Origin of the sequence: Microbacterium shimangi, assembly GCF_043556445.1 — a bacterium.
In the GTDB taxonomy this organism is placed as follows: domain Bacteria; phylum Actinomycetota; class Actinomycetes; order Actinomycetales; family Microbacteriaceae; genus Microbacterium.
This window is the reverse complement of record NZ_JBIGII010000004.1, coordinates 561,740-586,913: the sequence shown is the minus strand read 5'-3', so window position 1 is coordinate 586,913 and position 25,174 is coordinate 561,740. Positions and strand designations below refer to the sequence as shown.

Below are 25,174 nucleotides of genomic sequence, written 5' to 3'. Positions count from 1 at the left end.
GACTCGGGGTTTGACTTGCGTGTGGGTTTCCCACCCTCACGACCACCGTGCGACAGCCCTCTTCTGTTTCTCGGTATCTGTCCTCATCCTCCGAACGAAAGACCGTCGAACGTGGCGAATATCAAGTCGCAGATCAAGCGCAACAAGACCAACGCGAAGGCCAACGAGCGCAACAAGGCCGTCAAGAGCGGACTCCGCACCGAGGTGCGCCGTGCCCGCGAGGCCGTCGCCGCCGGCGACAAGGCCGCCGCCGAGCTGGCCCTCGCAAAGGCCGCCAAGAAGCTCGACAAGGCCGTGAGCAAGGGCGTCATCCACCAGAACCAGGCATCGAACCGCAAGTCGGCGATCGCCAAGCAGGTCGCTGCTCTCTGAGCCGATCGCTTCGAAAAGCCCGTCCCGTTCACGGGGCGGGCTTTCGTCGTTCCAGACCTCCCTGCGCTCCCGGGTCAGTCGCCGAACGAGGTGCGCGTGGCGATCACGGTGATCATGCGCTCGAGGGCGAACACCGGATCACGCGAGGCACCCTTCACTTCTGAATCGGCGCGTGCGACCGCGTGGATCGCCATGCCGAGCGTGGCCTGAGACCAGCCGACGAGATCGCGTCGCGCGCGGTCGACCTGCCAGTCCTTCATTCCCAGTCGAGCGGCGAGCACCCCCGACGGCTCGCGACTGCCGGCGACCCGTGCCATGGTGCGCACCTTCATCGCCACGGCGGCCACGAGCGGCACCGGGTCTGCGCCCGAAGCGAGTGCCTGTCGGAGCGCGAGGAGCGCGTCGCCATATCGACCGGCTATCGCCGTGTCGGCGACCGTGAACGCCGACGTCTCGACGCGACCGCCGTAGTAGCGCTCGACGATGCGGTCGTCGATATCGCCCGCCACGTCGGAGATGAGCTGCTGGCAGGCCGCGGCGAGCTCTGTGACGTCGTCGGCGAACGCCGAGACGAGGGCACGAAGCGCCGTGGGGGCGATGCGCCGTCTCGCCGCCGAGAATTCACCCGCCGCGAAGTCGTACCGATCGCTGTCGCGCTTGATGGCGGCGCACGGGATCTCGATACCGCTCCCCTGCCCCGCGCGCACGGCGTCGAGGAGCTTCTTGCCGCGAACACTCGCCCCGGTGTGGCGCAGGATCACCGTCGCGCCCTCTTGCGGATGCTGGAGGTAGGCCAGCGCCTCGGTGAGGAACGTGTCGGATGCCTTCTCGACGCCCCCGACGCGCACCAATCGCGGTTCGCCGAAGAGCGATGGCGAACTCACACCCAGCAGCGTTCCCGCGGCGTAGTCGTCGGCGCGCACGTCGGCGATCTCGAGACTCGGATCTTCGGCCCGCAGGTAGTCGCGCACACCGGCGATCGCGCGCTCGGCGCAGACCTCTTCGGGACCAGAGATCAGCACCACGGGGGCGGGACGCGGCTCGCGCCATGACACCTGAGGAATCGCCGACTTCACCTTCGCCGGAGCGGATCGACGCGGTGCGGCTGCCATGGACCCAGCCTATCCAGCGCCTGCGACGTCGCGTTCCCGCCACAGCCGGAGCACCCCGTCATCGTCTTCCCACACCGCCACGATCCCTTCCTCGTCGGTGCGCGCGACGGTCGCACCGACCGATCGGAGAATGTCCAGCAGGGTCGCTCGGGGATGACCGTAGTCGTTGTCGACGCCGACCGTGATGAGCCCGAGCGTCGGGCTGGCTGAGCGGTAGAGGCCCTCGTCCTGATCGGCACTGCCGTGGTGGGCGACTTTCACCACGTCGTACGCGGCCAGCGGCTCGGCTCGCTGCATCGCCCGTTGCGCCTCGGCCGACAGGTCTCCGAGGAGGAGGGTGTCGGGTATCCCCCCGCCGCGGACGTCGAGCGCGACGCTGGCGTCGTTGCCGGGCTCGGCCGACCCGTCGGGCCAGAGCACGCGCCACCGCGCCTCGCCGAGGAGGCCTTGCATTCCCGGGTGCGCCGCCACCGCGTGGGCCCCGCCGGATGCGAACCCGGCGATCAGCCGCTCGGCCCCGCCGTCATCGGGTGGTCCGTGCACGAGCTGACCCACGCGCCCGATCAACGCGGTCGCTCCTCCGACGTGGTCGGCGTCGAAGTGGGTGAGCACGAGCAGGTCGATGCGTGCGAGCCCGAAGCGGTCGAGGCAGGCAGACAGCGGCGCCGGGTCGGGCCCGGTGTCGATGAGCGCCACCGCTCCCCGCGACCGCAGCAGTACCGCGTCGCCCTGCCCGACGTCGCACGCGGCGATCGCCCACGGGCCGGGCACGGTGAACGGGCCCGCCACCGTACGGAGGGCCGTCTGGCCGCCGCCGACCCCGACGACCGCGCAGACCACCACCAGACAGACGCCGCGAACGAGACCGCGGCGCGAGCCACCGGGACGAAGGGCGACGACCACCGCGATCGACGCCGAGACCGCTGCCAGGGCGATCAGTCCCCCGACGTCGCTCCACCACGAGACCTGCTGTGCCGGAACGGCGCTCACGACGTCGGCGATCCCCGCGATCCACGAGGCCGGCAGCCACGCGATCGCCACCAGGACGTCTTGAAGCCACGGAAACGGCGCAGCGAGGCACGCGGCAAGCCCCGCCAGCGTCGCGAGCGGTGCGGCGGGTGCGGCGAGCAGATTGGCCGCGACGCCGAGCAGGGGGACCCGGGGGTCGACCAGCACGAGAAGGGGCCCGCAAGCCAGCTGCGCCGCCAGCGGGATCGACAGGACGAGAGCCAGGGAGCGAGGCATCCAGCGGCTCAGTCCGCCCGCGAGAGGACGCGCCAGCAACAGGAGCGACGCCGTCGCCACCGTCGAGAGAGCGAAGCCCAACGACATCGCGAGCCACGGGTCGAGCGAGAGCAGCACGACGACGGCGAGACACAACACGCTCAGTCCCGCACCCGCTCTGCCCAGCGCGAGCGCGAGCATCGCGATGGTGGCCATCGCCCCCGCCCGCACGACGCTCGGCTCCGGCGTGACGAGAAGCACGAAGCCGGCGAGGGTGACGACACCCGCGGCGACCCGCACGCCTCGGCGGGCGCCGCACACGGCGGCGGCGCCGTAGGCCAGACCCACCACCAGGGCGCAGTTGGCCCCCGACACGGCGGTCAGATGAGACAACGACGACGCTTTCATGCTCTCGTCGAGGGCGCCCGATACCGCCGAGGTCTCGCCGACCGCGAGCCCGGGCACGAGCGCTGCACCGGCACCCGGAAGACTCGAAGCGGCGTCGACGAGGTCACGACGGAGGTCTGACGTCGCTGCCAGCACCGCGTTCGGTGTTTCGTCGACGACCGAGAGCTCATGTATCCGCAGCACGAGAACGGCGCGCTCCCCCGGATTCGCCGGGATGGTCGCTCCGCGCGCGACGACCTCACTCCCGATGTCGGCTCGCCCCAGTTCGCCCACCGCTTCCGCTGGCACGCCCATGCGTACCGGCAACGGACCGGCGATAGCGCTGTCGCCCGCGGCGACCCGGTGGGCGACCGCGTCGAACCAGACGTCGCCCGAGCTGCTCGGGTCGAGCTTGCCCGAGATGACCGCGTCGACGACGAAAGCACGCCCGCCCGCCGAGGCGAGTTCGGCGACCGCTGCTCGACCGGGCTGCACCCACGCCACCTGCGACGCCGCCACGGCGCCGGCCACCGCGGCGACCGCGACGACCACACCGATCCGCGAAGGCCGTCGCAGCATGATTGCCGCAGAGCCCACGGCCAGCACCCACGACCCCATCGAGAGCCAGCCCGCTGCCGCCGGCACGCACACCGCGACCGCCGCCACCACCCAGGCCACCAGCGCGGCGGGCACCAGTCGGGCGCTCCGCCATCTCCCCTTCACGCCCGCACCAGGTCGCGCAGGCCGTCGACGATCTTCTCGCCGATCCCCGGCACGCTCAGAAGGTCGTCGACGCTCGTGAAGCGCCCGTTCTCCTCTCGCCACGTCACGATGCGTTCGGCCAGCGCCGGGCCGATCCGGGGCAGGGTGTCGAGCGCCGCAGCATCCGCCGCGTTCAGATCGATCACCCCGCCGACGGCACCGCCCGCTCCCGTCGCTCCCGCCGGCGGCTCGGGGGGAGCGGCGCCGACGACCGGAACCACGAGCTGTTCGCCGTCGTCGACGGTGCGGGCGAGGTTCACGGCGGCCCGATCGGCGTCGCCGGCGAAGCCACCGGCGGCCCCGACCGCGTCGACCACTCTGTCTCCTACCGACAGTCGATACAGACCGGGCGTGACGACGGCCCCCGCCACGTGCACGTAGACCGCACCATCGGTCGGCCCTCCTACGGCGGAGGCGGACGGCGTCACGATGGCGGTTCCGGCGCTACCCGCGCCTCGGGCTATGCCGATCCCGACCGTGATCGCCAGCCCGGCCAGAATGAGCACCACGACGGCGCCGACCCCGAGGCGCCGCGAAGCACTGCGTTCACGCTCGTCTGCCACCCGGAAGACGCTACGGAGCGACGCGATCCGCGCAGCCGAGCCGGCCGCGGTCGGTGGACGACGAACGACCAGGACTCCCTGGGGAGGGTCGGATGCTGCGCCCTCCCCCGGAAGACCGCTCGCCTACTTCGTGGAGAAGCTCACGACCTTCGGCGGACGCACCACCGCGCGCACGATCTCGCGATCGCCCAGCGCGCGCCGCACCTTGTCGTCCGCGCGGGCGCGGGCTTCGAGGTCGGCCGCGTCGATCCGCGCCGGCACCTCGAACGTGCTCCGCACCTTGCCGTCGACCTGCACGACGGCCATGACGGAGTCTTCTACCAGGAGCGTGGGGTCGGGCTGACGCCAGGTGGTGAGCCCGACGAAGGGTTCGTAGCCCAGGATCTCCCACATCTCTTCTGCGGTGTGCGGGGCGAAGAGGTCGAGGATCATCGCGGTGGCCTCGGCCGCCTCGCGAACCGCGGGATCGCTGCGCCCGGCCCCCGAGTCGATGGCCTTTCGGGTGGCGTTGACGAGCTCCATCAGACGGGCGACGACGACGTTGAACTTCGTCTGCTCGATGAGCCCCGGAGCATCCGCCCACAGGCGGTGCGTGACCCGGCGCAGCGCGGTGTCGCCCTCGGCCCAGATCACGTCGCGGTCGCTTTCGACGTCGTGGGCGATGCGCATGGCGCGCGCGAGGAACTTCGTCGCCCCCGTCGTCGAGACGTCGTCCCAGTCTTTGTCGTCTTCCACCGGCCCGGCGAAGGCGAGCGCCACCCTCAGGGCGTCGGCGCCGTGGGCGTCGAGTTCGTCTTGGAAGAGCACCAGGTTGCCCTTGCTCTTCGACATCTTGGTGCCGCCGAGGATCACCATGCCCTGGTTGATCAGGTGGGTGAAGGGCTCGGTGAACTCGACCATGCCCATGTCGAACATGGCCTTGGTGACGAAACGCGCGTACAGCAGGTGGAGGATCGCATGCTCGACGCCGCCGATGTAGAAGTCGACCGGGCCCCACTTGTCGGCCTCGCGCGACGAGAACGGCTGCGTCGTGTCGCCCGGCGACAAGAATCGCATGTAGTACCACGAGCTGTCGACGAAGGTGTCCATCGTGTCGGGATCACGTCGCGCGGGCTGACCCGTCTCGGGATCGGCGACCTCGACCCATTCCTTCGCCGCACCCAGGGGCGAAGTGCCCTTGGGCGTCAGATCGAGACCCTCGACGGCGGGCAGCCGCACGGGCAGTTGGTCGTCGGGCACGGGGACGATCCGGCCGTCTTCGGTGTGGATCATCGGGATCGGGGTGCCCCAGAACCGCTGGCGCGAGATCAGCCAGTCACGCAGCCGGTAGGTCTTGGCGGCGCGTCCGAGTCCGTCCTTCTGCAGCTGGTCGATGATGCGCGCGATCGCGGTGCGCTTGGACAGTCCGTCGAAGGCGCCCGAGTTGATCAGTCGGCCCTCGCCGGTCAGCGCGATGCCGGTGCGTGCGGGGTCGAGGTCGTCGATGCTCTCCCCGCCCGGGTCGATCGGCAGACCCTGCTCGTCGAGCTCGATGACGGGGATCGCCCCCGTCACGGGCGCCAACGTGTCGACGACGACCCGCACCGGCAGATCGAAGGCGCGCGCGAAATCGAGGTCGCGCTGATCGTGGGCGGGCACGGCCATCACCGCGCCGTGGCCGTAATCGGCCAGCACGTAGTCGGCGGCCCAGATGGGCATCCGCTCACCGTTGACCGGGTTGATCGCCCACCGCTCGAGGAAGACGCCGGTCTTGGGGCGGTCGCTCGACTGCCGGTCGATGTCGGTCACCTTGCGCACACCGTCGAGGTAGGTCTGGAAGCGAGCCTGCGCATCGGCCGAGGAGCCGGCGACCAGTTCGGCGGCGAGGTCGGAATCGGGGGCCACGACGAAGAAGGTCGCGCCGTGCAGCGTGTCGGGGCGCGTCGTGAAGACCGTGACCTTCTCGTCGCGCCCTTCGATGACGAAGTCGATGTCGGCACCGATCGACCGGCCGATCCAGTTGCGCTGCATCTGGATGACCTTCTGCGGCCAGAAGCCCTCGAGCTGGTTGAGGTCGTCGAGCAGGCGATCGGCGTAGTCGGTGATCCGCAGGTACCACTGCGTGAGCTTCTTCTTGATGACCTCGTGGCCGCACCGCTCGCATCGTCCGTCGACGACCTGCTCGTTGGCCAGGACCGTCTGGTCGAACGGGCACCAGTTGACCGCGCCGTCTTTGCGGTAGGCCAGGCCGCGCTCGAAGAGTCGCTCGAACAGCCACTGGTTCCAGCGGTAGTACTCAGGGTCGCTGGTGTGGAGCACGCGGCTCCAGTCGAACGAGACGCCGTAGCCCTTCATGCTGGTCTTCTGCTGCGCGATGTTCTCGGAGGTCCACTTCACGGGGTCGGCGTTACGCTGGATCGCCGCATTCTCAGCGGGGAGCCCGAAGGAGTCCCATCCGATCGGGTGCAGCACGTTGTAGCCGCGGTGGCGCCAGAAGCGGGCGACGATGTCGGAGTAGAGGTAGTTCTCGGCGTGGCCCATGTGCAGATCGCCCGAGGGGTACGGGAACATCGCCAACACGTACTTGCGGGGGCGCGTGTCACCGTCGCCGCCCGCGCGGAACGGATCTTTCTCGGCCCATCGTTCCTGCCACTTGCGCTGGACCTCGTGAACGTCGGGGCCACCGCTTTCTGCGGGAAAAAAGGGCATAGAAGACATACGGAAGAGCCAATCGTGGGGGTTCGGGTCGCGCACGCGGCGCGTCTCCACGTTACCGGAAGGGTGCCCTCACCAGCCCGGGGGCAGAAGGGCGCCGATCGCGGCCAGCGGCGCGCGCGCTTTCCACCCCACCTCGCGCACCTCCGCCTCGCGCTGGGAGTGCCAGGTGATGCCGCCGCCGGCGCCGACGTAGGCGTTCCGGGGCCCCACCACGATGCTGCGGATCACCATGGCGAGGTCGGCGCCACCGTCTGCGCCGACCCATCCGAAGCATCCGGAGAACACCCCGCGAGGCGATCGTTCGAGGTCGTGCAAGATCGTCATCGCCGACAGCTTGGGCGCCCCCGTCATGCTCCCCGCCGGAAGAGCTGCCCCCCAGAGATCGCCGAGAGTCGCACCGTCGGCCAACGTGCCGGCGATCGAGCTGACCAGTTGGTGGACGGCCGGGTAGCTCTCCACCTCGAGCAGCCGTTCCACGGTCACCGTCGCCGGGGCGCAGACGCGCGACAGATCGTTGCGCATCAGGTCGACGATCATGACGTTCTCGGCGAGCTCCTTCGGGTCCGCGCGCAGATCGTCGGCCAGGGCGAGGTCGATGACGGGGTCATCCGACCGCGGACGGGTGCCCTTGATCGGATGCGTTCTGACCACGCCACCGCCCACCTCGAGAAAGCGCTCGGGACTCGCGCTGACGAGCGAGACGTCGCCGGCTCGGATGAGGCCGCCGTGATGCGTCGGAGAAGACGCGCGCAGTCGTCGGTGCACCGCACGCGGGTCGAAAGCGCCGTCCACCTCGAATCGCGTGGTGAGGCACAGCAGGTAGGCGTCCCCCTCGCGGATGCTGTCGCGGCAGCGCTCGACCAGATCCGCGTAGGCGGCCGGGGTGTGCCGGGAGCGAGCGACGGATGCTGCGGGCGCGGGCGCGTCCGCAGGTTCTGTCCCCGCCCGCCCGACGGCGGCGGCGGCGGCGGCGAGAAGTTCAGCCCGGTCGCGCGACCGGCCCCACGCCCAGACCCGGCGCGCGGTGTGGTCGAACGCGAGGAATTCGTCGGCCCGGAGCCACCACTCCCCCGGCGTCGTGGCGTCGTCGGCAACGGGCGCACCCGCGGCGGCGGCGCCCGTCTCGTACGAGACCCACCCGACCCAGCCGCCCGTGAACGGCCCGGCGTCGCCGGACGTCGATCCGGGGCCCGAGAGCACCACTCGTCGGACGGCATCGGGGTCGGCCTCGGGCACCCCGATCCCGAGCCAGCTCCAGCCCTCTGCAGCATCCGTCCCCGCGTCGAGCCAGAAGCCGTGCGGGTCGTTCCCGACGACCGCCTCGTAAGCCACCGCGGGGTCGATCCAGCGACTCACGGCGACGGCGACATTCTCTGGCGACACGCTCCCAGGGTAGACGCGACCTCCCGGCCTAGGCTCGTGCTCGTGAACGAGATCCTCACGTGGCTCCTCGACACGGTGCAGGGTGTCGACCCCGTCGTGCGGGCGGTCATCGCGGGCCTCGCGATCCTGCTCGAGACGAGTGTGCTGGTGGGTCTCGTCGTTCCCGGCGACACCGTCGTGATCGTCGCGGGAACCGCGGTATCGGGCCCGGTCGAGGCGATCGCCCTCGGCGCGGCGGTGATTCTCGGAGCCCTGGCCGGCGAGAGCATCGGCTTCGCGCTCGGACGATTCCTCGGCCCGCGCATCCGCTCCTCGCGCCTGGGCCGCCGGATCGGAGAGGCGAACTGGCAACGCTCCGAGCGCTATCTCGAACGGCGCGGTGGTTTCGCCATCTTCCTCTCGCGGTTCCTCCCCGTGCTGCACTCGCTCGTTCCCCTCACGGTCGGCATGAGCACCTTCTCGTACCGGCGCTTTCTCGCGTGGACCGCGCCCGCGTGCGTGGTCTGGACCACGCTGTACATCTCCGTCGCCTCGCTGGCGGCGGGCACCTACCGCGAGCTGTCCGACACGATCCATTACGCCGGCTACATCTTCGTCGGCGTGATCGTCGCGTTCATCGTGCTCGTCTTCATCGGCAAGAAGGTCATCGAACGCGTCGAGCGCAAGCATCTCGGCGACGAGAAGGAAGAACCGACCCGTGCGGACGACGCGGGCATGAAAGACTGAGCGCGATGCCTTCCGACGCTGCTTCGCGCCCCAAGATCCTCTGGCTCGCCCGTATCGAGCGACGCTTCCATTCGTGGCGGGAGCGTCGAGCCCGCGCGCGTGGCCTCGTCCCCACCGCGACCGGATACCCGGGATACGGCAGCGAGGAGTGGGTGCGGGTCCTGGGCCGCGTTCTCATCGTTCCCGCGGCCAAGCAGTCTTCGAACGGCGAGTACGCGAGCGTGCGCGGATGGCGTAGCTTCGCCGCCGTACCGGTGGGCTTCGCTCGGGTATCGGTGACGATCGAAGGCGAGCGACACGACGTCGTCGCCGACCGCGGCGGCGTGATCGACACGGTGCTCTCGGCGAAGCTCGCGCCGGGGTGGCAGACCATCTCGGTCGTCGTCGAAGACGGCGAACCCGTCGAGACGCGAGTCTTCATCGTCGCCTCCGACGTGCGTTTCGGGATCGTGTCCGATGTCGACGACACCGTCATGGTGACGGCCCTGCCTCGTCCGCTTCTGGCCGCGTGGAACTCCTTTGTCGTCAACGAGCACGCGCGGCAGCCCGTTCCCGGCATGTCGGTACTTCTCGAGCGGTTGTCGCGCGAGCACCCGGGGTCGCCCGTCGTCTACCTCTCCACGGGGGCGTGGAACGTCGCGCCCACGCTCATCAGGTTCTTGCGCCGCCACCTCTACCCGTCGGGAGCGATCCTCCTGACCGACTGGGGCCCGACGCACGACCGACTGTTCCGCAGCGGTCAGGATCACAAGAAGACGAACCTGCGCCGGTTGGCGAAGGAGTTCCCCGACATCCAGTGGCTCCTCGTCGGCGATGACGGCCAGCACGACGATGCCATCTACACCGGGTTCGCGAGCGAGCACCCCGGCAACGTCGCCGCGGTCGCGATCCGCGAGCTCTCGCCCGCTGAAGCCGTACTCGCGGGTGGTCGCACCGTCGTCGACGACCACTCCGCGGCAGAGGTTCCGTGGGTGAGCGCGTCCGATGGCGCCGGCCTCTTCGACCGACTCTCCGCGGTGGGCATTGCGGCGAAAGACGAATCCGACGACTGAGGCTGTCGGAGGCCCGGGCTACGGTTGACATCATGTGCGGTCGTTTCGTGGTTGCCAACGTCGGTTCCGAGCTCGTGAGCGTTCTGCGCGTCGACGTCGAGAACGATCATCTGCCCGCACCGTCGTACAACATCGCACCGACGGGCTCGGTGGCGATCGTGCTCGATTCGGCCAAGACAGATCCCCCGACGCGTCGGTTGGAGCCCGCGCGGTGGGGCCTGGTGCCGTCATGGGCGAAAGACCCGAAGATCGGTGTGAAGGCATTCAACGCCCGGTCTGAAGACATCGAAGACAAGCCCATGTTCCGCGGGGCACTCGAGAAGCGCCGCGCCATCGTGCCGGCCTCGGGGTACTACGAGTGGAAGGTCACCGACGACGGCAAGGTGCCGCACTACATCCACCCGGCCGACGGCACCCCCCTCTTCTTCGCCGGGCTGTACGAGTGGTGGAAGAACCCGACCCTTGCCGACGACGACCCGGCGCGCTGGATGCTGAGCTTCACCATCCTCACCCGCGCCTCGATCGGCCGACTCGGATCGATCCACGACCGTATGCCGCTCTTCATGGACGCGGATTACGCCGACGCCTGGCTCGATCCGTCCACCGACAACGTCGGTGACATCCTCGACGCCGCCGTCGATGCCGCTCCCACGGTGGCCGACTCGCTCGACGACCACGTCGTCTCGAGCGCGGTGGGCAACGTGCGCAACGACACCCCCGACCTGATCGAACCGGTCGACGAGTGACGACGGCGTCCGCGGTCACACACCCGACCGTTGAAGTCCTCGATGCGTCTGACTGGCGCCGGCGTGCCGACGCCCACGCGCGGCGCGCAGACGAGCTGACGGCGGGCAGGCGTCGGCGCGCAGCTCGCGGTGAAACGCACCCCGTCGATGACTTCCTCTTCACTTACTACTCCTACAAGCCCTCGGTTCTGCGGCGGTGGCACCCCGGCAAAGCCGTCGTTCTCGAAGACGCCGCCGAGCGCGCAACCTGGCGCTGGTACACCCTGGTCGAGGGCGTGGGTCGCCCCGACGTCACGGTCGACCTGAACGCGTATCTGCTCGACCGCAGTGATCTGGTGGCCGCGGTCGGTCGCCTCCTCCGGGCCACGTCGTCGCGCCCGGCGAGTTTCGGATGCTTCGGACTCCACGAGTGGGCGATGGTGTACCGCGAAGCGGTTCCGCGTCATGACGTCCCGTTGCGTCTGGGGCCCGCCGAGACCGACGCGGTGGTCGAAGCATCCGATCTGCGTTGCACGCACTTCGACGCGTATCGCTTCTTCACCGACGACGCAGTGCCCCGCAACCGTGAGCCGCTCAGCCGCGAATTGCAGGTCTCACGGGAGCAACCAGGGTGTCTGCACGCCGGGATGGACCTCTACAAGTGGGCCGTCAAGCTCGGCCCCATCGTGCCGGGCGAGGTTCTGCTCGATGCTTTCGAGCTCGCTCGCGACATTCGCACGATCGACATGCGCGCCTCACCGTACGATCTCCGAGGCTGGGGCTACGAGCCGGTCGCGATCGAGACCGCCGAAGGCAAGGCCGAGTACGTCCGTCGACAGCGGGAGTTCACGGCCCGCGCCGGACACCTGAGGGAACGCCTGCTCTCGGCGCTGCCGCACGGTGAGTCGGTGCGGGTGAATTGACTTCACCCGCGAAATAGAGGACGGTGACCACACGGGCGTCTCCCGCTTTGCGGCCAACGCCTCCGATCTTCGGAACTGCTGCGCAGTACGGACCGCTGGGCCGGAGGCCTCGGTGGGCGTTCTCACCTATCACAACGGAACCACGACGGCGATCGACGACCGGGCGCTCGCCCATCTGCAGATCGTCATCGGTGCCAAGCTGGCCCGGTCGGAGAGCTTCTTCTTCACGTGGACGCAGGAGGCCGTCACCCGATCAGGCCGCACCAGCGTGTGGATCCACCCGGGAGCGGGTCTGATCTACCGCTACGACGACGACGATCGTGCGCACGACATCAATGCTGCGTGGCTCGAGGCGCTTGAACTCTCCGCGAACTCGCGCGCCGGCCTGCACCTCGTCCGCGAACCCTCTCGCGATCCACACGTCGAGTACCCGCGGTCTCGGGGCGGCTGCGTTCGGTCGAGCGGTCGCGCCGTGGGCTTCTGAAGACAGGCAGAACGCCCCCGTCTTGACGCCGAGAATTCATCTGAATCTGGTCTTCGAACTGCTCCTTGGGCGGTTCACGTGAACACCGATTGACGAATTTATATTACCGAAGGCGGAATATATATTACCGAACGGCGAGAAAGACTCCGGCCTGTACTGTTGCCCGCGAACCCGTTTTCCGGGCCTTTTCTCCCCGAAAGTCACTGATTTCATGGTTAACGAAAAACAGAGAACAATGCCGCCTATTTCTTCTCGAGCACGGCATCTGGGCCGTTCGATAGCCCACATCCTTCTCGGTGGCGCACTGATCGGCGCCGCCGCTTTCGGTGCCGCCGTACCCGCATCCGCGGCATCCGCGCCGACCGTCCCCGCCGTCGCATCGACCACGCCGACGGAGGTGGGAGTCGAGTTCGTCGCGAACAGCACGACCACCGTCACCGGCCTCACCTTCTACCGCTCCGCCGCCAGCAAGGCATCGGCGGTCAGCCTGTGGGACGAGGAGACCGGGCGACGGGTGACCACGGGAACGGCTCCGATCACGGGCGTCGCGGGCCCGGTCTCTGCCACCTTCGCCAAGGCGGTGACGCTGCAGAAGGGCGAGAGTCTTATCGCGTCCTTCTACGCGCCCAAGGGTGGCTGGTCCGAGACACCGGGGGCGTTCTCGTCGCCGGTCACGGTCGGCACGATCACCTACCCCGCGGGAGCGGGCCTGCTTTCGGATGGTGCCGGGCGCATTCCGTCGATCGCCTCGACGACCTCGTCGAGCTACGGAATCCAGCTGATCTACGCGGGTTCCGACGCCTCGCCTTCTCCGACGCCGACCCCGACCCCGGTGGGGGCGCCGACGATCACCGCGACGGGTTCGACCTCGACCTCTGTCTCGCTCGCCTGGAACTCCGCGTCGATCGCATCGGGGACCCAATACACCATCAAGTGGGGCACCACCGCCGCGGCCGACCAGGGCTCGCGCACGGTCGTCGCGAGCACCGGCAACGGTGCGACGATCTCGGGACTCGCGCCGAACACCAAGTACTTCCTGACCGTCGCTCCGACATCAGCGCCGGCGAACCGCGCAGCGGTCCAGGTCACCACGAAGCCCGCAACCACCACCCCGCCCACGCCCGGTCAGATCGACATACCCGTGCGGGTAGGGGTGCTCGGCGACTCGAACAGCAACGGACACAAGGGTCACCTGGCAACGGGTATGTCCCTCGGATGGGCGCCGATCGTCCAGAACAAGGGCTACATCACCTTCGCGGGCGGCTGGGCCAATTCGGGCGCCGGGGTCGATCGACTTCTGCAGAACACACCCGATCTCTCCGATGCAGACGTCGTCTCGCTCATGATCGGCACGAACGACCTCGCCAAGAACATGTCGCCCGCCGAGTTCGAGGCGAAGCTCGTAGCCATCGTGGCGAAATCGGGCAACTCGCGCATCGTCCTGAACGCGATCCCGCCGTGGAACGGTCTCAGGGAGAAGGTCGGCCCGCTCAACGTGTTGCTGGCCCAGATCGCCGCGCGGCAGGGCTGGGCGTACGTCGACGCCTGGGCTGAGGTCCGAAACCCCGACAACTCGTGGAAGACCGGCTCCAGCCAGGGTGACGGCCTGCACGCCACCAAGGACGGTTACGCCGTCTACGGCGCCGCACTGGAGCGCTTCATCGCTCAGCGGTACGCCGGCGTGACCGTTCCGTAACGCACGCCGCAACACCAATGCCCGAGGCCCCGTGTGGGGGCTTCGGGCATTGGTGTCGGTGGATTCGGACGAATCACGCGGTGCTGAAGTGGACCTGAGGGGACTCGAACCCCTGACCCCCTGCATGCCATGCAGGTGCGCTACCAGCTGCGCCACAGGCCCTGACGTTGCCTCAGAAGGCAACCCCCCTAGATTACTACATCCGATCCGATGCCACGAACCGGGGCGTCCTGCGAGCTACTCCTGGGTAGCGGGGGCCGGCAGATCGATCGGAACGACGGGGCAGTCTTTCCACAGCCGCTCAAGGCCGTAGAACATGCGCTCCTCCTCGTGGAACACGTGCACCACGAGGTCTCCGAAGTCGAGGAGGATCCAACGCGATTCTTGACGACCCTCGCGGCGCAGGCGCTTGTGGCCCGCCTCGAGAAGCTCTTCTTCGATCGCGTCCGCGATCGCGGCGACGTTCCGCTCGTTGCGACCCGTCACGATCAAGAAGATATCGACGAGCGGCAACGGCTCCGAGACGTCGAGCGCGACCTGATCTTCGCCGCTTTTCGCGTCGGCCGCACGGGCCGCGATCTGCAGCATCTCTCGCGAGTTGTCAGTGGCTACCATTTACAGAACTCCTGTGGTGAAAACGAGCGTGAAGATGGCGATGACGCCAACTCCGAGCACTCCTGCGGTGATGCCGAGGATCAGCACCAACCGGTTTCCCTTATCGGGGGCGGGCGGTCGAATGATTTCGTCGTTATTGCGCACCTGACTGATGGCGGCGCTGGCGGCGATGGGTGTCGGAGACGATGCTGCCGGCAGTTCTCCGTCGATCAGAACCGCGTCAGCATCCTTGCCGTCGTGGAGTCCGGGGGCATGACCGACGGATCCGAGGCCCTCGGGCAGATCGAAGCTGCCGGTGATGAGAACTTCGCCCGTTGCGGTCACGGGCGCCACCAGTGGTGCGACCGAGGGCGCCTGCGACAGGATCAACGCGTTCGGGGTGGAGGTCGAAACGCCGGTCGACCCGGTCCGAGTGATCAACTGATCGAAAGACGGCGGCAGGTCGACGACCGGCGTCTCGCCGGACAGCAGGCCCGAGCCGAAATGTGGGTTGACGACGGCGGCGGGGGCAGCGGTGTCGGCCGCGGGCCGCCGAGTGAGACCCGGCACCTCAGCGATCACGCCGTCGTCGGCGGAGCGGCTCTCAGCGCCTGTCTCGACCGGCGTCGCATCATCGGGTGACGACGGGTGCTCGGTATCGGGCGTGATGATCGGGACGGAGGCTGTGCGGATCCGCTCGTGCTCCCGCGCTTGACGGCGGGTCAGCGGCGCGACACCGGGGTCTGCGAACGACGTGGGCGCGACGCGCTCTTCGACGGGCTCGGCGGGCGCCACCGTCTCGATGGGGTCGGCGTCCGGAACCGTCTCGACGGGCTCGGGGGCTTCGTCGACCACAGGAGCAGTGACGGGCGCCTCGTCGATGACGGGCGCTTCGTCTTTCTCCGCGGCCGGGCTGCTCTCGGAGGCCGCCGTGGCTGTCTCGACCCGCGCGATGTCTTCGGCGGTGACGATGGGTGTCGAGCCCGTATGACGGATCTCGCGCATCTGCCGACGGGTCAGCGGAGGCGTTGCGGGCTGATCGGGTGTGCTCATGCCTTGCTCCGATAGAGGTGATGCTTCTCGATGTACTGGACGACGCCGTCTGGCACGAGATACCAGACCGGGTTTCCCCGGCGAACGCGGTCTCGGCAATCTGTGGACGAGATGGCGAGGGCCGGAATCTCGAGCTGACTCACGTAGTCGCGAGGCAAGCCGTCGATGCTCAGAACGTGTCCCGGGCGCGAAACGGCGACGAAGTGGGCGAGGCCCCACAACTCATCATGGTCCCTCCACCCCAGAATCTGCGCCACGGCGTCGGCGCCGGTGATGAAGAACAGCTCCGCACCCGGCCGCTGCGTCTGCAGATCTCGCAACGTGTCGATCGTGTAGGTGGGTCCGTCGCGGTCGACATCGACGCGGCTGACCGTGAACTGCGGGTTCGATGCTGTGGCGATGACCGTCATGAGGTAGCGGTCTTCGCTCGGCGAGACCTTCTGCTTCTGCCACGGGCGACCGGTCGGCACGAAGATGACCTCGTCGAGATCGAACGACTGAGCGACCTCGCTCGCCGCGACCAGGTGGCCATGGTGGATCGGGTCGAAGGTTCCGCCCATGACCCCGATCCGTGGGGCGCGCGTCGTCGTCGTCATTCAGTGAGCCTCAGTGGCCGTGCCCCTCGGGCGTCGGAGTGCCGTTGCGGCGCGCATAGGCCTCGGCCTTGTGCGCGTGCCGGTTGGCCACGTTGCGGTACGACAGCGTGACGAGTCCGAGAAGTGTGAAGACCGCGAGGGCGACAGCTCCGTACCAGAACGTCTCGAGGGCGACGTTGCCGTGTTCGGCTTCTTCTGCGGCGAAGGCGATCAGCGTGGCGGTGTTCATCGAGACTCCGTTCGGGTGTACGCGGCGGCGACGCGCAAGCCCCAGTTTAGGCCGTCAGCCACGGGTCTGCCCGTCACCGCGCGCGAGCCACTTGGTGCTGGTCAGCTCGGCGAGTCCCATGGGTCCGCGAGCATGGAGCTTCTGCGTCGAGATGCCGACCTCGGCCCCGAAGCCGAACTCGCCGCCATCGGTGAACCGTGTCGAGGCGTTGACCATCACGACCGCCGAGTCGACTTCTGCCAAGAAGCGCGCCGCATTGTCGTCGTCCTGCGTGAGGATCGACTCGGTGTGGTGCGTGGAATACCGACGGATGTGACCGAGAGCCTCATCGAGGTCGTCGACCACCCGCACGGCGAGATCGAGGCTGAGGTACTCCGTCGCCCAATCGTCGTCGGTCGCGGGGACGACGTCGCCGTCGTACCGGGCCGTGCGTTCGTCGCCGTGCACGGTGACGCCCGCCTGCTTCAGCGCGACGAGCACGCCCGGCAGCACGCGCTCCGCGGCATCCTGATGGACGAGGACGGTCTCCACTGCATTGCAGACGCTCGGACGCTGCGCCTTGGCGTTCACGATGATGTCTCGAGCCCAATCGGCCCGCGCCGACGCGTCGACGACGATGTGCACGACGCCCGCACCGGTCTCGATCACGGGCACCGTCGATTCGGTCACGACGGTCTCGATGAGCTGGGCGCTGCCGCGGGGAACCAGCACATCGACGAGACCGCGTGCGTGCATGAGCGCCCGCGCCCCGTCTCGACCGAAATCGTCGACCGACTGGATCGCGTCCGCGTCGATCCCCTGCGAGGCGAGCGCCGTGCGCATGCTGCGCACCAGAGCGGCATTCGAGTGGAGCGCGGCACTTCCCCCGCGGAGGACGACCGCGTTGCCCGACTGGAGGGCGAGCGCCGTGATGTCGACGGTGACGTTCGGCCGGGCCTCGTAGATGGACCCCACCACTCCGAACGGCACCGACACCTTCGACAATCGCAGACCGTTCGGCAGCACGCGCTCGTCGAGAACACGGCCGACCGGGTCGGGAAGATCAGCGACTTCGCGGACCGCCGTCGCGAGCGCGGCGACACGGGGGCGATCGAGCCGCAGGCGGTCGAGGAGCGCATCGCCGATCGACGATTCGCGACCCCGCGCGAGGTCTTCGCCGTTCGCCGCGATGATGGCGTCGGCGTCGACCTCGATCTGCGAAGCGATGGCATGCAGCGCGGTGGTTTTCTGCTCGGCCGTGAGGAGGCCGATCGTCCGCGCCGCCTCTTTGGCGCTCAGCATCCGTTCGTGCGCCGTGGCAACGACTGTCGTCATCGGCCCAGCCTATCCCCGGCGTTCAGGGTGCCGACGGGGCCTGTCAGCACGGGTGCGGCTCCGGGATTCGGCGCGAACCAGGTGCCGATGTCGGCGCCGCCGAGAGCTTCGGCCACGAGGTCGGCGCTGGTGACGAGCACTCCGACACCGGATGCTGCGGCCAACCGCGCCGCCGAGACTTTCGTCGCTGCTCCCCCGGTGCCGACGCTGTTGACGACCACCGTGCCGAATTCGTAGCCCGACAGATCATCGCCGTACTCGACCAGGGTGATCGCGCGCGCGCCGGGCTCGCCGGGCGGACGCGTATACAGGCACTCGATGTCGCTCAGCAGGATGAGCCCGTCAGCCCCGATCAACTGGGCGACGAGGGCCGCGAGGCGATCGTTGTCGCCGAATCGGATCTCGTGCGTGGCCACCGTGTCGTTCTCGTTGACGATCGGCAGGATGCGAAGCCCCATCAGTCGTTCCATCGCTCGGCGTGCGTTGGAACGGTGCGTGGGGTTCTCGAGGTCACCGGCCGTCAACAGCACTTGACCACCGAGCAATCCATGTCGGTCGAGGGCGGTCTGATAGCGCCACATCAGCACGTTCTGGCCCACGGCTGCGGCCGCCTGCTGGGTGGCGAGGTCATTCGGACGCCCCGCGAGGTCGAGCAACGGCAACGCCGTCGCGATGGCACCGGACGAGACGAGGACGATCTCGGTGCCGCGGGCGGATGCTGCGGCCAGCGCGTCGATGATCGTGTCGATACGGTGGGCGCCTTCGCCGCCGATCGACGAGGAGCCCACCTTGACCACGACGCGCGACGCTCCGGGAAGATCCGCACGGTTCTGCGCGGTCATTGCTCGGTGATCTCCTCGTCGTCGTGGCGCGCCAGGCGCTCGACCTCGTCTTCGGCGCGCGCGGCCGCCTTCGCGTCCATGCGCTCGTAGTAACGCTCGCGTCGCTGGTCCGTGGTGCGGCGCGGGTTGAGGTCGAGGCGCGGGTCGGTGCCACGCGGCGCCGTCATGAGCTCGGCCGGTGAGGACATGGTGGGATACCAGTCGAACACGACGGCGTCGTCTTCGCCGATGACGACGGTTGCGCCGGGCGTTGCGCCGACCTTGTAGAGCTCGGTCTCGACGCCGAGGCGTTCGAGGCGGTCGGCGAGATAGCCGACGGCTTCTTCGTTCTGGAAGTCGGTCTGCTGCATCCAGCGCACCGGCTTCTCGCCGAGCACGCGGTAGAGCGGGCCGTAAGTGCCGCCCTCGACGCGCACGGTGAACGCCTTCTGACCGGAGGTCGGGCGCATGACGATGCGCTCCGGGACCGGAGCCGCCGCGAGTTCGATGCGGTGCTTCTCGACGATCTCGCCCAGGGCGAAGGTCAGTTCACGCAGACCTGCACGACTCACTGTCGAGATCTCGAAGACCGCGAAACCGCGGGCTTCGAGCTCGGGTCGCACGAGATTCGCCAGATCCATGGCCTCGGGAACATCGACCTTGTTCAGCGCGATGATCTGGGGCCGTTCGAGGAGCGGCGTCTGGCCGTCGGGAACCGGATATGCGGCGAGCTCGCGCAGAATGATGTCGAGGTCGGTAAGCGGATCCCGGTCGGGTTCGAGGGTCGCGCAATCGAGCACGTGGACCAGAGCCGTGCACCGCTCGACATGACGGAGGAACTCGAGCCCGAGGCCCCGCCCCTCGCTTGCGCCCTCGATGAGGCCGGGCACGTCGGCGATCGTGTACCGCACGTCGCCCGCCTGCACGACTCCCAGGTTCGGGTGAAGGGTCGTGAAGGGGTAGTCGGCGATCTTCGGACGGGCTGCTGAAACAGCAGCGACGAGACTCGATTTACCCGCCGACGGGAAGCCGACGAGAGCGATGTCGGCCACGGTCTTCAGCTCGAGGTTGAGGTCGCCCTCCCAGCCGGGCGTACCCAGCAACGCGAACCCCGGCGCCTTGCGCTTCGGTGAGGACAGAGTTGCGTTCCCGAGCCCGCCGATACCACCGGGAGCCGCGATGAAGCGCATACCCGGGGTGATCATGTCGACGATGGTCTCGCCGGAGGCGTCTTTCACCACGGTTCCGACGGGTACCGGAAGCTCGATCGGCTCGCCCGCGGCACCGGAGCGGTGGTCACCCATCCCGAATCCGCCGTTCTCAGCGGACCGGTGAGGAGAGTGGTGGTACGACAGCAGAGTCGTGGTCTGCGGGTCCGCGACGAGGATGACATCGCCGCCGTGCCCACCGTTGCCGCCATCAGGACCGGCCAGCGGCTTGAATTTCTCGCGCTTGACGGAGACGCAGCCGTTGCCGCCCCGTCCCGCACGCAGGTGCAATGTGACGCGGTCTACGAACGTGACCATGCGTGTTCCTTTCGTGCGGTGATGAAACGGCCTCGATGAGACGGCCTGCGATGAAAACCACGAAGGGGACGGGCAAGAGCCCGCCCCCTTCGAGAGCCGAACGGCGTGAGCCGGTGCTCGTACGTGCCGGAGGTTACTCCGCGCCCGCGACGATGTTGACGACCTTGCGGCCGCCCTTCTTTCCGAACTCCACGGCGCCCGCCGAGAGGGCGAAGAGGGTGTCGTCCTTGCCGCGGCCCACGTTGGCGCCGGGGTGGAAGTGGGTGCCGCGCTGGCGGACGATGATCTCGCCGGCGCCGACGACCTGGCCGCCGAACCGCTTCACGCCGAGGCGCTGAGCGTTGGAGTCGCGACCGTTGCGGGTGGAGCTTGCGCCCTTTTTATGTGCCATCTCTGCGTCTCCCTGGCTTAGTTGATGCCGGTGACCCGGAGGCGCGTGAGGTCCTGACGGTGCCCCTGGCGCTTCTTGTAGCCGGTCTTGTTCTTGAACTTCTGGATGACGATCTTGGGCCCGCGCAGCTCTCCGAGCACCTCGGCCGTGACCGTGATGCCGGCGAGCTTGTCAGCGTCGGTCGTGACGGCGTCGCCGTCGACGTGAAGCACGGCAGGAAGCTGCACGTTGTCGCCTACCTTGGCTGCAAGGCGATCGAGGACGACGATCGTGCCGACCTCTACCTTCTCCTGCCGGCCGCCGGCCCGCACTACTGCGTAAACCACTTCATACCTGTTTCGTTCGGGAGCGCTGGGCTCCGGTTTGTCTGATGACGGAAGTCTTGGTGCATCACGTTCGCATCCGTCACGCCTGCCGGTCGTGCGTTCCCCACCGGGGCCGCTACCGAGCACGTGACACGAACGCACCAAAGGGAAATACTACCCGATGCCACGACGCCTGGCAAAAGCGCGGAGCCGCGTGTCGGACGCCCGAATAGGCTCGCGTCGTGACGATCCTGATCGACGACCCCCGCTGGCCCGCGCACGGCAGGCTGTGGGCGCATCTGGTGAGCGATTCCGACCTCGCGGAGTTGCACGCCTTCGCCCGGGTTCACGACATCCCGCGCCGAGCATTCGACCTGGATCACTACGACGTTCCCGACGATGCGCACGCCCGGCTCGTCGCCGGGGGTGCGCACCATGTCGACGGTCACGAACTGGTGCGGCGCCTGATCGCTTCGGGGCTCCGTGTCACGGCGCGCGAGCGCCGCAACATGCGCTGACGCGCGTCAGCCCTCGTCTGTCGGTGATGCCTGCACGGGGGTTCCGCTCAGTGCTGCCGTGGTCACGCGCCGACGCGAGCGCCCCTGGCCGGGTGCTTTCGGTTCGGGCAGGGCACTGAGCACGGAGTCGAGCAGAACATCTTTCTCGGTGCGCGGGTTCTTCGCGGGCGCGTCGGACCGCTTCTTGCGCGGCCGCTTGACGGGCTCCGCCTCTACGACGGGCGCCTCGACCGGGGCGGCTTCGACGGGAGCGACCTCGTCTTCGACCGCGGGCTGAATCGTCGAAGCGGCGATCTGCGCGAGCGCCGACTTCACACCCTCGGTGATGACGTGCGTGGCGCCGGGGGCACCGTTTCCGCCGCCGTTGCCGTTCGAGTTCCCGTTGCCGTTTCCGCGCGAGCGGCGGTTCGGCGTGCTGTTTCCCGACGACGACGACGACGCACCGTTCGAACGGTGCTTCACCACGGGGTCGTGATGCACGACGACGCCACGACCCGCGCAGACTTCGCAGTTCTCGCTGAACGTTTCGAGAAGCCCGAGGCCGAGCTTCTTGCGCGTCATCTGCACGAGCCCGAGTGAGGTGACCTCGGCCACCTGGTGCTTCGTGCGGTCGCGACTCAGGCACTCGATCAGACGTCGCAGCACGAGGTCGCGGTTGGTCTCGAGCACCATGTCGATGAAGTCGACCACGATGATCCCGCCGATGTCGCGCAGCCGGAGCTGACGGACGATCTCTTCGGCGGCTTCGAGGTTGTTCTTCGTGACGGTCTCCTCGAGGTTGCCGCCCGAACCGACGAACTTGCCGGTGTTGACGTCGACGACGGTCATCGCCTCGGTGCGGTCGATGACGAGCGATCCGCCCGACGGCAGCCAGACCTTGCGATCGAGCGCCTTCTCGATCTGCTCGGTGACGCGGAACTCGTCGAACGGGTCACGGTCGGCGGCATACGCCTCGACACGCTCGAGCAGGTCGGGGGCGACGCTCGCCAGGTAGCTCGTGATGGTCTGGTACGCGTCGTCACCCTGGATGAGCATCTTCGTGAAGTCTTCGTTGAAGACGTCGCGCACGATCTTCACCAGCAGGTCGGGCTCGGAATGCAGGAGCGCCGGTGCCTGGATCGTCTCGATCTGGCGGCTCACGTGCTCCCACTGACTCGTGAGGCGCTGCACGTCGAGCGTCAGCTGGTCTTCGGTGGCGCCCTCGGCGGCCGTGCGCACGATGACGCCCGCCGACTCCGGAAGAACCTCTTTGAGGATCTTCTTCAGGCGCGCCCGCTCGGTGTCGGGGAGCTTGCGCGAGATGCCGTTCATGGCACCGCCCGGAACGTAGACGAGGTACCGGCCGGGGAGCGAGATCTGGCTCGTCAGACGTGCACCCTTGTGACCCACCGGGTCTTTGGTCACCTGAACGAGAACCTTGTCGCCCGACTTGAGAGCCAGTTCGATGCGCCGCGGCTGGTTGCCGGTCTCGGCAGCATCCCAGTCCACCTCACCCGAGTAGAGCACGGCGTTGCGACCGCGTCCGATGTCGACGAAGGCTGCCTCCATGCTGGGGAGGACGTTCTGCACGCGGCCGAGGTAGACGTTGCCGATGAGCGATGCGTCTTGGTTGCGCGCGACGTAGTGCTCGACGAGCACGTGATCTTCGAGCACCGCGATCTGCACACGGCCGTTCTTGGAGCGGACGATCATCTCGCGATCGACGGCCTCGCGACGGGCGAGGAACTCGGCCTCGGTGACGACGGGACGCCGGCGACCGGCCTCGCGCCCATCACGGCGCCGCTGCTTCTTGGCCTCGAGGCGCGTGGAGCCCTTGATGCGCTGCGGCTCGGTCACGTACTCGATGGCGCGCTGCCTCGGGGCGCTCACGGCAGGCTCGGCCGCGCGGTCGTCGGAGGCACCGGTCTCGCCGCGACGGCGGTTGCGGCGTCGCACCGAGGTGCTGCTCGGCGACGACTCGTCGGGCTCGTCGACCTCGTCGGGTCGCGGCGGGAGCACCGCGAGCGGCGGCGCGTAGAAGTGCAGCTGGGTGCTGACCGCCGAGACGAAGACCTCCGGAAGGAGGCCCAGCGCGACGGCGGTGAGTTCCGTCGGTTCCGTCGCGTCCGGCTCGGCGGGGGTGGGAGCAGCGGAATCGGCCGACGCGCCTGCGTCGTCGGCGGCGGCCTCGTCTTGCGGCCCTTCGCCCGACTCCACCGCGGCGACGGGCTGCTCTGCGGGAGACGCAGCGACGGGCGCCGGCTCGATTGCAGCATCCGCCGTCTCGGTCTCGCCCTCGGTGGACCCCACCGCATCGAGGACAGCCTCGATGTCGGCGATGGTCGGCGTGGGTGTTTCGGTCAGCGGCTCTGTCTGCTGCTGCGTCGAATCATCTGTACGGACATCGTTCCGGTCTTCGGTCTCATCGGCCATCACTGGCTTACTCCCTGCGGACGACACCGCGCATCGTCCGACGAAATCTCGTGCGGCGCCACACCCGGCGGGGCCGCGAACTCATATGGTCTGCAGCCGGCCCGAGGCTCGAGCTGCGAGGGCATTGTTCGCCCGAAGTCTGTCGTGATGCCGGTGCGGCGCGGCCGCGGGGCATCGTCGACCATTATCGCACTCCCCCGACGCCTGCGCCGACCATCGAGGTGAGACACGGGAGTCGCCCGGCTCGGAGATAGCTCGGAGTGCCATAATCCGAGCCATGAGCACACCCGCGACCTCCCCGACTCGTCCGACCGTCATGGCGGTCTGGCTCATCGTGGCGGGCGTGATCGGTTGGTGGGCCGCCTTCTCGCTGACCTTGGAGCGGCTGCACCTTCTGCAAGACCCCACCGCGTCGGCGTCGTGCGACTTCAACCCGCTGATCCAGTGCGGCAAGAACCTGGTCTCGGCACAGGGCAGCATCTTCGGCTTCCCCAACCCGATCATCGGACTAGCGGCGTGGATCGCCCCGATCGTCGTGGGTGTCGCCATTCTCGCCGGCGCTCAGTTCGCGCGCTGGTTCTGGTGGCTCTTCGCTCTGGGCACCGCCGGCGGGTTCGCGTTCGTGGTCTGGCTCATCGTCCAGAGCATCTTCGTGATCGGCACGCTCTGCCCGTGGTGCATGGTGACCTGGATCGTGACCATTCCCACGTTCTACGTCACGGTGCTCCACCTTCTCCGGACGGGCATCGTGCCCGCACACGACCGCGTCCGGCGAGGAGCAGCCGCCACCATGGGGTGGATGCCGCTCCTCGCCGTCGGAAGCTACGCGGTCATCGCGATCATCGCCCAGCTACGGCTCGACGTGATCGGTTCGCTCGTCTGATCGGCTCAGACTCAGAACCAGATCGCGAGCTCGCGCGCAGCGGACTCCGGGCTGTCGCTGCCGTGAACGAGGTTCTGCTGCACCGCCAGGCCCCAGTCGCGGCCGAAGTCGCCGCGAATCGTGCCGGGCGCGGCAGAGGTCGGGTCGGTCGTTCCCGCCAGTGAGCGGAAACCCTCGATGACGCGGTTGCCCGCGAGGCGGATGGCGACGGACGGACCCGAGAGCATGAACTCCAGGAGGGGTTCGTAGAAGGGCTTGCCCTCGTGCTCGGCGTAGTGCTCTTCGAGGGTCGAGCGGTCGGGCTCGACGAGGCGGATGTCGACGAGCGCGTAGCCCTTCGCCTCGATGCGGGCCAGGATCGCGCCGGTGAGGCCGCGGGCCACACCGTCGGGCTTCACGAGTACGAGTGTCTCTTCGGTCGCCATG

The 25,174-nt window shown here is 68.4% G+C and carries 25 protein-coding genes and 1 tRNA gene; 9 read left to right on the top strand and 17 right to left on the bottom strand.

Annotated features, from left to right (window positions below):
* The first annotated feature begins 111 nt into the window (after window positions 1-111).
* Window positions 112-372 carry a 30S ribosomal protein S20 gene (rpsT, locus tag ACFXQA_RS09705; RefSeq protein WP_394519618.1) on the top strand — a complete coding sequence of 87 codons (261 nt, stop codon included), beginning with the start codon at window positions 112-114 and terminating at the stop codon, window positions 370-372.
* A 74-nt stretch (window positions 373-446) separates the two neighbouring features.
* Here the strand turns inward: rpsT and holA are convergent, their stop codons facing one another.
* From holA to ACFXQA_RS09680, 5 genes are all read right to left on the bottom strand, one after another.
* A complete protein-coding gene (gene holA / locus ACFXQA_RS09700) occupies window positions 447-1,484 on the bottom strand; it encodes a DNA polymerase III subunit delta (RefSeq protein WP_394519616.1) in 1,038 nt (345 codons plus the stop codon).
* Between the two features lie 9 nt (window positions 1,485-1,493).
* Complete coding sequence (locus ACFXQA_RS09695) at window positions 1,494-3,788, bottom strand: ComEC/Rec2 family competence protein (protein ID WP_394519615.1); 2,295 nt, start codon at window positions 3,786-3,788, stop codon at window positions 1,494-1,496.
* 26 nt (window positions 3,789-3,814) lie between these two features.
* The gene (locus ACFXQA_RS09690; RefSeq protein WP_394519614.1) at window positions 3,815-4,420 is read right to left on the bottom strand and encodes a ComEA family DNA-binding protein; all 606 of its coding nucleotides are present in this window, start codon (window positions 4,418-4,420) and stop codon (window positions 3,815-3,817) included.
* Between the two features lie 123 nt (window positions 4,421-4,543).
* On the bottom strand, window positions 4,544-7,117 hold the full coding sequence (leuS, locus tag ACFXQA_RS09685; protein ID WP_394519613.1) for a leucine--tRNA ligase: 2,574 nt from the start codon (window positions 7,115-7,117) through the stop codon (window positions 4,544-4,546).
* A 69-nt stretch (window positions 7,118-7,186) separates the two neighbouring features.
* Window positions 7,187-8,500, bottom strand: coding sequence for an anthranilate synthase component I family protein (locus ACFXQA_RS09680; RefSeq protein WP_394519612.1), 1,314 nt, complete (start codon window positions 8,498-8,500; stop codon window positions 7,187-7,189).
* A 42-nt stretch (window positions 8,501-8,542) separates the two neighbouring features.
* On the opposite strand from ACFXQA_RS09680, the gene ACFXQA_RS09675 reads away from it, so the two are divergent.
* The 6 genes from ACFXQA_RS09675 to ACFXQA_RS09650 all read left to right on the top strand — a co-directional run bounded on the left by ACFXQA_RS09675 (window position 8,543) and on the right by ACFXQA_RS09650 (window position 14,106).
* Window positions 8,543-9,226, top strand: coding sequence for a DedA family protein (locus ACFXQA_RS09675; protein WP_394519611.1), 684 nt, complete (start codon window positions 8,543-8,545; stop codon window positions 9,224-9,226).
* A gap of 5 nt (window positions 9,227-9,231) precedes the next feature.
* A complete protein-coding gene (locus ACFXQA_RS09670) occupies window positions 9,232-10,278 on the top strand; it encodes an App1 family protein (RefSeq protein WP_394519610.1) in 1,047 nt (348 codons plus the stop codon).
* A gap of 32 nt (window positions 10,279-10,310) precedes the next feature.
* Window positions 10,311-11,024, top strand: a complete 714-nt coding sequence (locus ACFXQA_RS09665) for an SOS response-associated peptidase (RefSeq protein WP_394519609.1) — start codon at window positions 10,311-10,313, stop codon at window positions 11,022-11,024.
* Window positions 11,021-11,926, top strand: a complete 906-nt coding sequence (locus ACFXQA_RS09660; protein ID WP_394519607.1) for a 3-methyladenine DNA glycosylase — start codon at window positions 11,021-11,023, stop codon at window positions 11,924-11,926. The genes ACFXQA_RS09665 and ACFXQA_RS09660 overlap by 4 nt, the downstream gene beginning before the upstream one ends.
* A 112-nt stretch (window positions 11,927-12,038) precedes the next feature.
* Entirely contained in the window at window positions 12,039-12,410 is a 372-nt protein-coding gene (locus tag ACFXQA_RS09655; protein ID WP_394519606.1) for a DUF7882 family protein, read from the top strand.
* A gap of 235 nt (window positions 12,411-12,645) precedes the next feature.
* Complete coding sequence (locus ACFXQA_RS09650; RefSeq protein ID WP_394519605.1) at window positions 12,646-14,106, top strand: DUF4082 domain-containing protein; 1,461 nt, start codon at window positions 12,646-12,648, stop codon at window positions 14,104-14,106.
* Window positions 14,107-14,195: 89 nt separating this feature from the next.
* Here ACFXQA_RS09650 and ACFXQA_RS09645 read toward each other — a convergent pair.
* The 10 genes from ACFXQA_RS09645 to rplU all read right to left on the bottom strand — a co-directional run bounded on the left by ACFXQA_RS09645 (window position 14,196) and on the right by rplU (window position 20,956).
* Window positions 14,196-14,268: transfer RNA gene (locus ACFXQA_RS09645), tRNA-Ala, on the bottom strand.
* Between the two features lie 75 nt (window positions 14,269-14,343).
* Window positions 14,344-14,721: a ribosome silencing factor gene (rsfS, locus tag ACFXQA_RS09640; RefSeq protein ID WP_394519604.1), complete on the bottom strand. Its 378-nt coding sequence runs from the start codon at window positions 14,719-14,721 to the stop codon at window positions 14,344-14,346.
* Window positions 14,722-15,753: a hypothetical protein gene (locus ACFXQA_RS09635; RefSeq protein ID WP_394519603.1), complete on the bottom strand. Its 1,032-nt coding sequence runs from the start codon at window positions 15,751-15,753 to the stop codon at window positions 14,722-14,724. It lies immediately after the preceding gene.
* Window positions 15,750-16,349, bottom strand: coding sequence for a nicotinate-nucleotide adenylyltransferase (gene nadD / locus ACFXQA_RS09630; RefSeq protein WP_394519602.1), 600 nt, complete (start codon window positions 16,347-16,349; stop codon window positions 15,750-15,752). Before nadD ends, ACFXQA_RS09635 begins: the two co-directional genes overlap by 4 nt.
* 10 nt (window positions 16,350-16,359) lie before the next feature.
* Window positions 16,360-16,578 (bottom strand): hypothetical protein, encoded by a 219-nt coding sequence (locus tag ACFXQA_RS09625; RefSeq protein ID WP_394519601.1) that lies wholly within the window; start codon window positions 16,576-16,578, stop codon window positions 16,360-16,362.
* A 54-nt stretch (window positions 16,579-16,632) separates the two neighbouring features.
* Entirely contained in the window at window positions 16,633-17,892 is a 1,260-nt protein-coding gene (locus ACFXQA_RS09620; protein ID WP_394519600.1) for a glutamate-5-semialdehyde dehydrogenase, read from the bottom strand.
* Window positions 17,889-18,734 (bottom strand): glutamate 5-kinase, encoded by an 846-nt coding sequence (gene proB / locus ACFXQA_RS09615; protein ID WP_394519599.1) that lies wholly within the window; start codon window positions 18,732-18,734, stop codon window positions 17,889-17,891. The genes ACFXQA_RS09620 and proB overlap by 4 nt, the downstream gene beginning before the upstream one ends.
* Entirely contained in the window at window positions 18,731-20,239 is a 1,509-nt protein-coding gene (obgE, locus tag ACFXQA_RS09610; RefSeq protein WP_394519598.1) for a GTPase ObgE, read from the bottom strand. The genes proB and obgE overlap by 4 nt, the downstream gene beginning before the upstream one ends.
* 133 nt (window positions 20,240-20,372) lie before the next feature.
* Window positions 20,373-20,630 (bottom strand): 50S ribosomal protein L27, encoded by a 258-nt coding sequence (gene rpmA, locus ACFXQA_RS09605; protein ID WP_394519597.1) that lies wholly within the window; start codon window positions 20,628-20,630, stop codon window positions 20,373-20,375.
* A 17-nt stretch (window positions 20,631-20,647) separates the two neighbouring features.
* Window positions 20,648-20,956 carry a 50S ribosomal protein L21 gene (gene rplU, locus ACFXQA_RS09600; protein ID WP_394519596.1) on the bottom strand — a complete coding sequence of 103 codons (309 nt, stop codon included), beginning with the start codon at window positions 20,954-20,956 and terminating at the stop codon, window positions 20,648-20,650.
* Window positions 20,957-21,177: 221 nt separating this feature from the next.
* On the opposite strand from rplU, the gene ACFXQA_RS09595 reads away from it, so the two are divergent.
* Window positions 21,178-21,453, top strand: coding sequence for a DUF4031 domain-containing protein (locus ACFXQA_RS09595; protein ID WP_394519595.1), 276 nt, complete (start codon window positions 21,178-21,180; stop codon window positions 21,451-21,453).
* 6 nt (window positions 21,454-21,459) lie between these two features.
* On the opposite strand, the gene ACFXQA_RS09590 is transcribed toward ACFXQA_RS09595, so the two are convergent.
* Entirely contained in the window at window positions 21,460-23,865 is a 2,406-nt protein-coding gene (locus ACFXQA_RS09590; protein WP_394519594.1) for an Rne/Rng family ribonuclease, read from the bottom strand.
* A 277-nt stretch (window positions 23,866-24,142) separates the two neighbouring features.
* On the opposite strand from ACFXQA_RS09590, the gene ACFXQA_RS09585 reads away from it, so the two are divergent.
* Window positions 24,143-24,748, top strand: a complete 606-nt coding sequence (locus tag ACFXQA_RS09585) for a vitamin K epoxide reductase family protein (protein ID WP_394519593.1) — start codon at window positions 24,143-24,145, stop codon at window positions 24,746-24,748.
* A gap of 11 nt (window positions 24,749-24,759) precedes the next feature.
* On the opposite strand, the gene ndk is transcribed toward ACFXQA_RS09585, so the two are convergent.
* Window positions 24,760-25,173, bottom strand: coding sequence for a nucleoside-diphosphate kinase (gene ndk / locus ACFXQA_RS09580; RefSeq protein WP_394519592.1), 414 nt, complete (start codon window positions 25,171-25,173; stop codon window positions 24,760-24,762).
* Window position 25,174 lies beyond the last annotated feature (1 nt).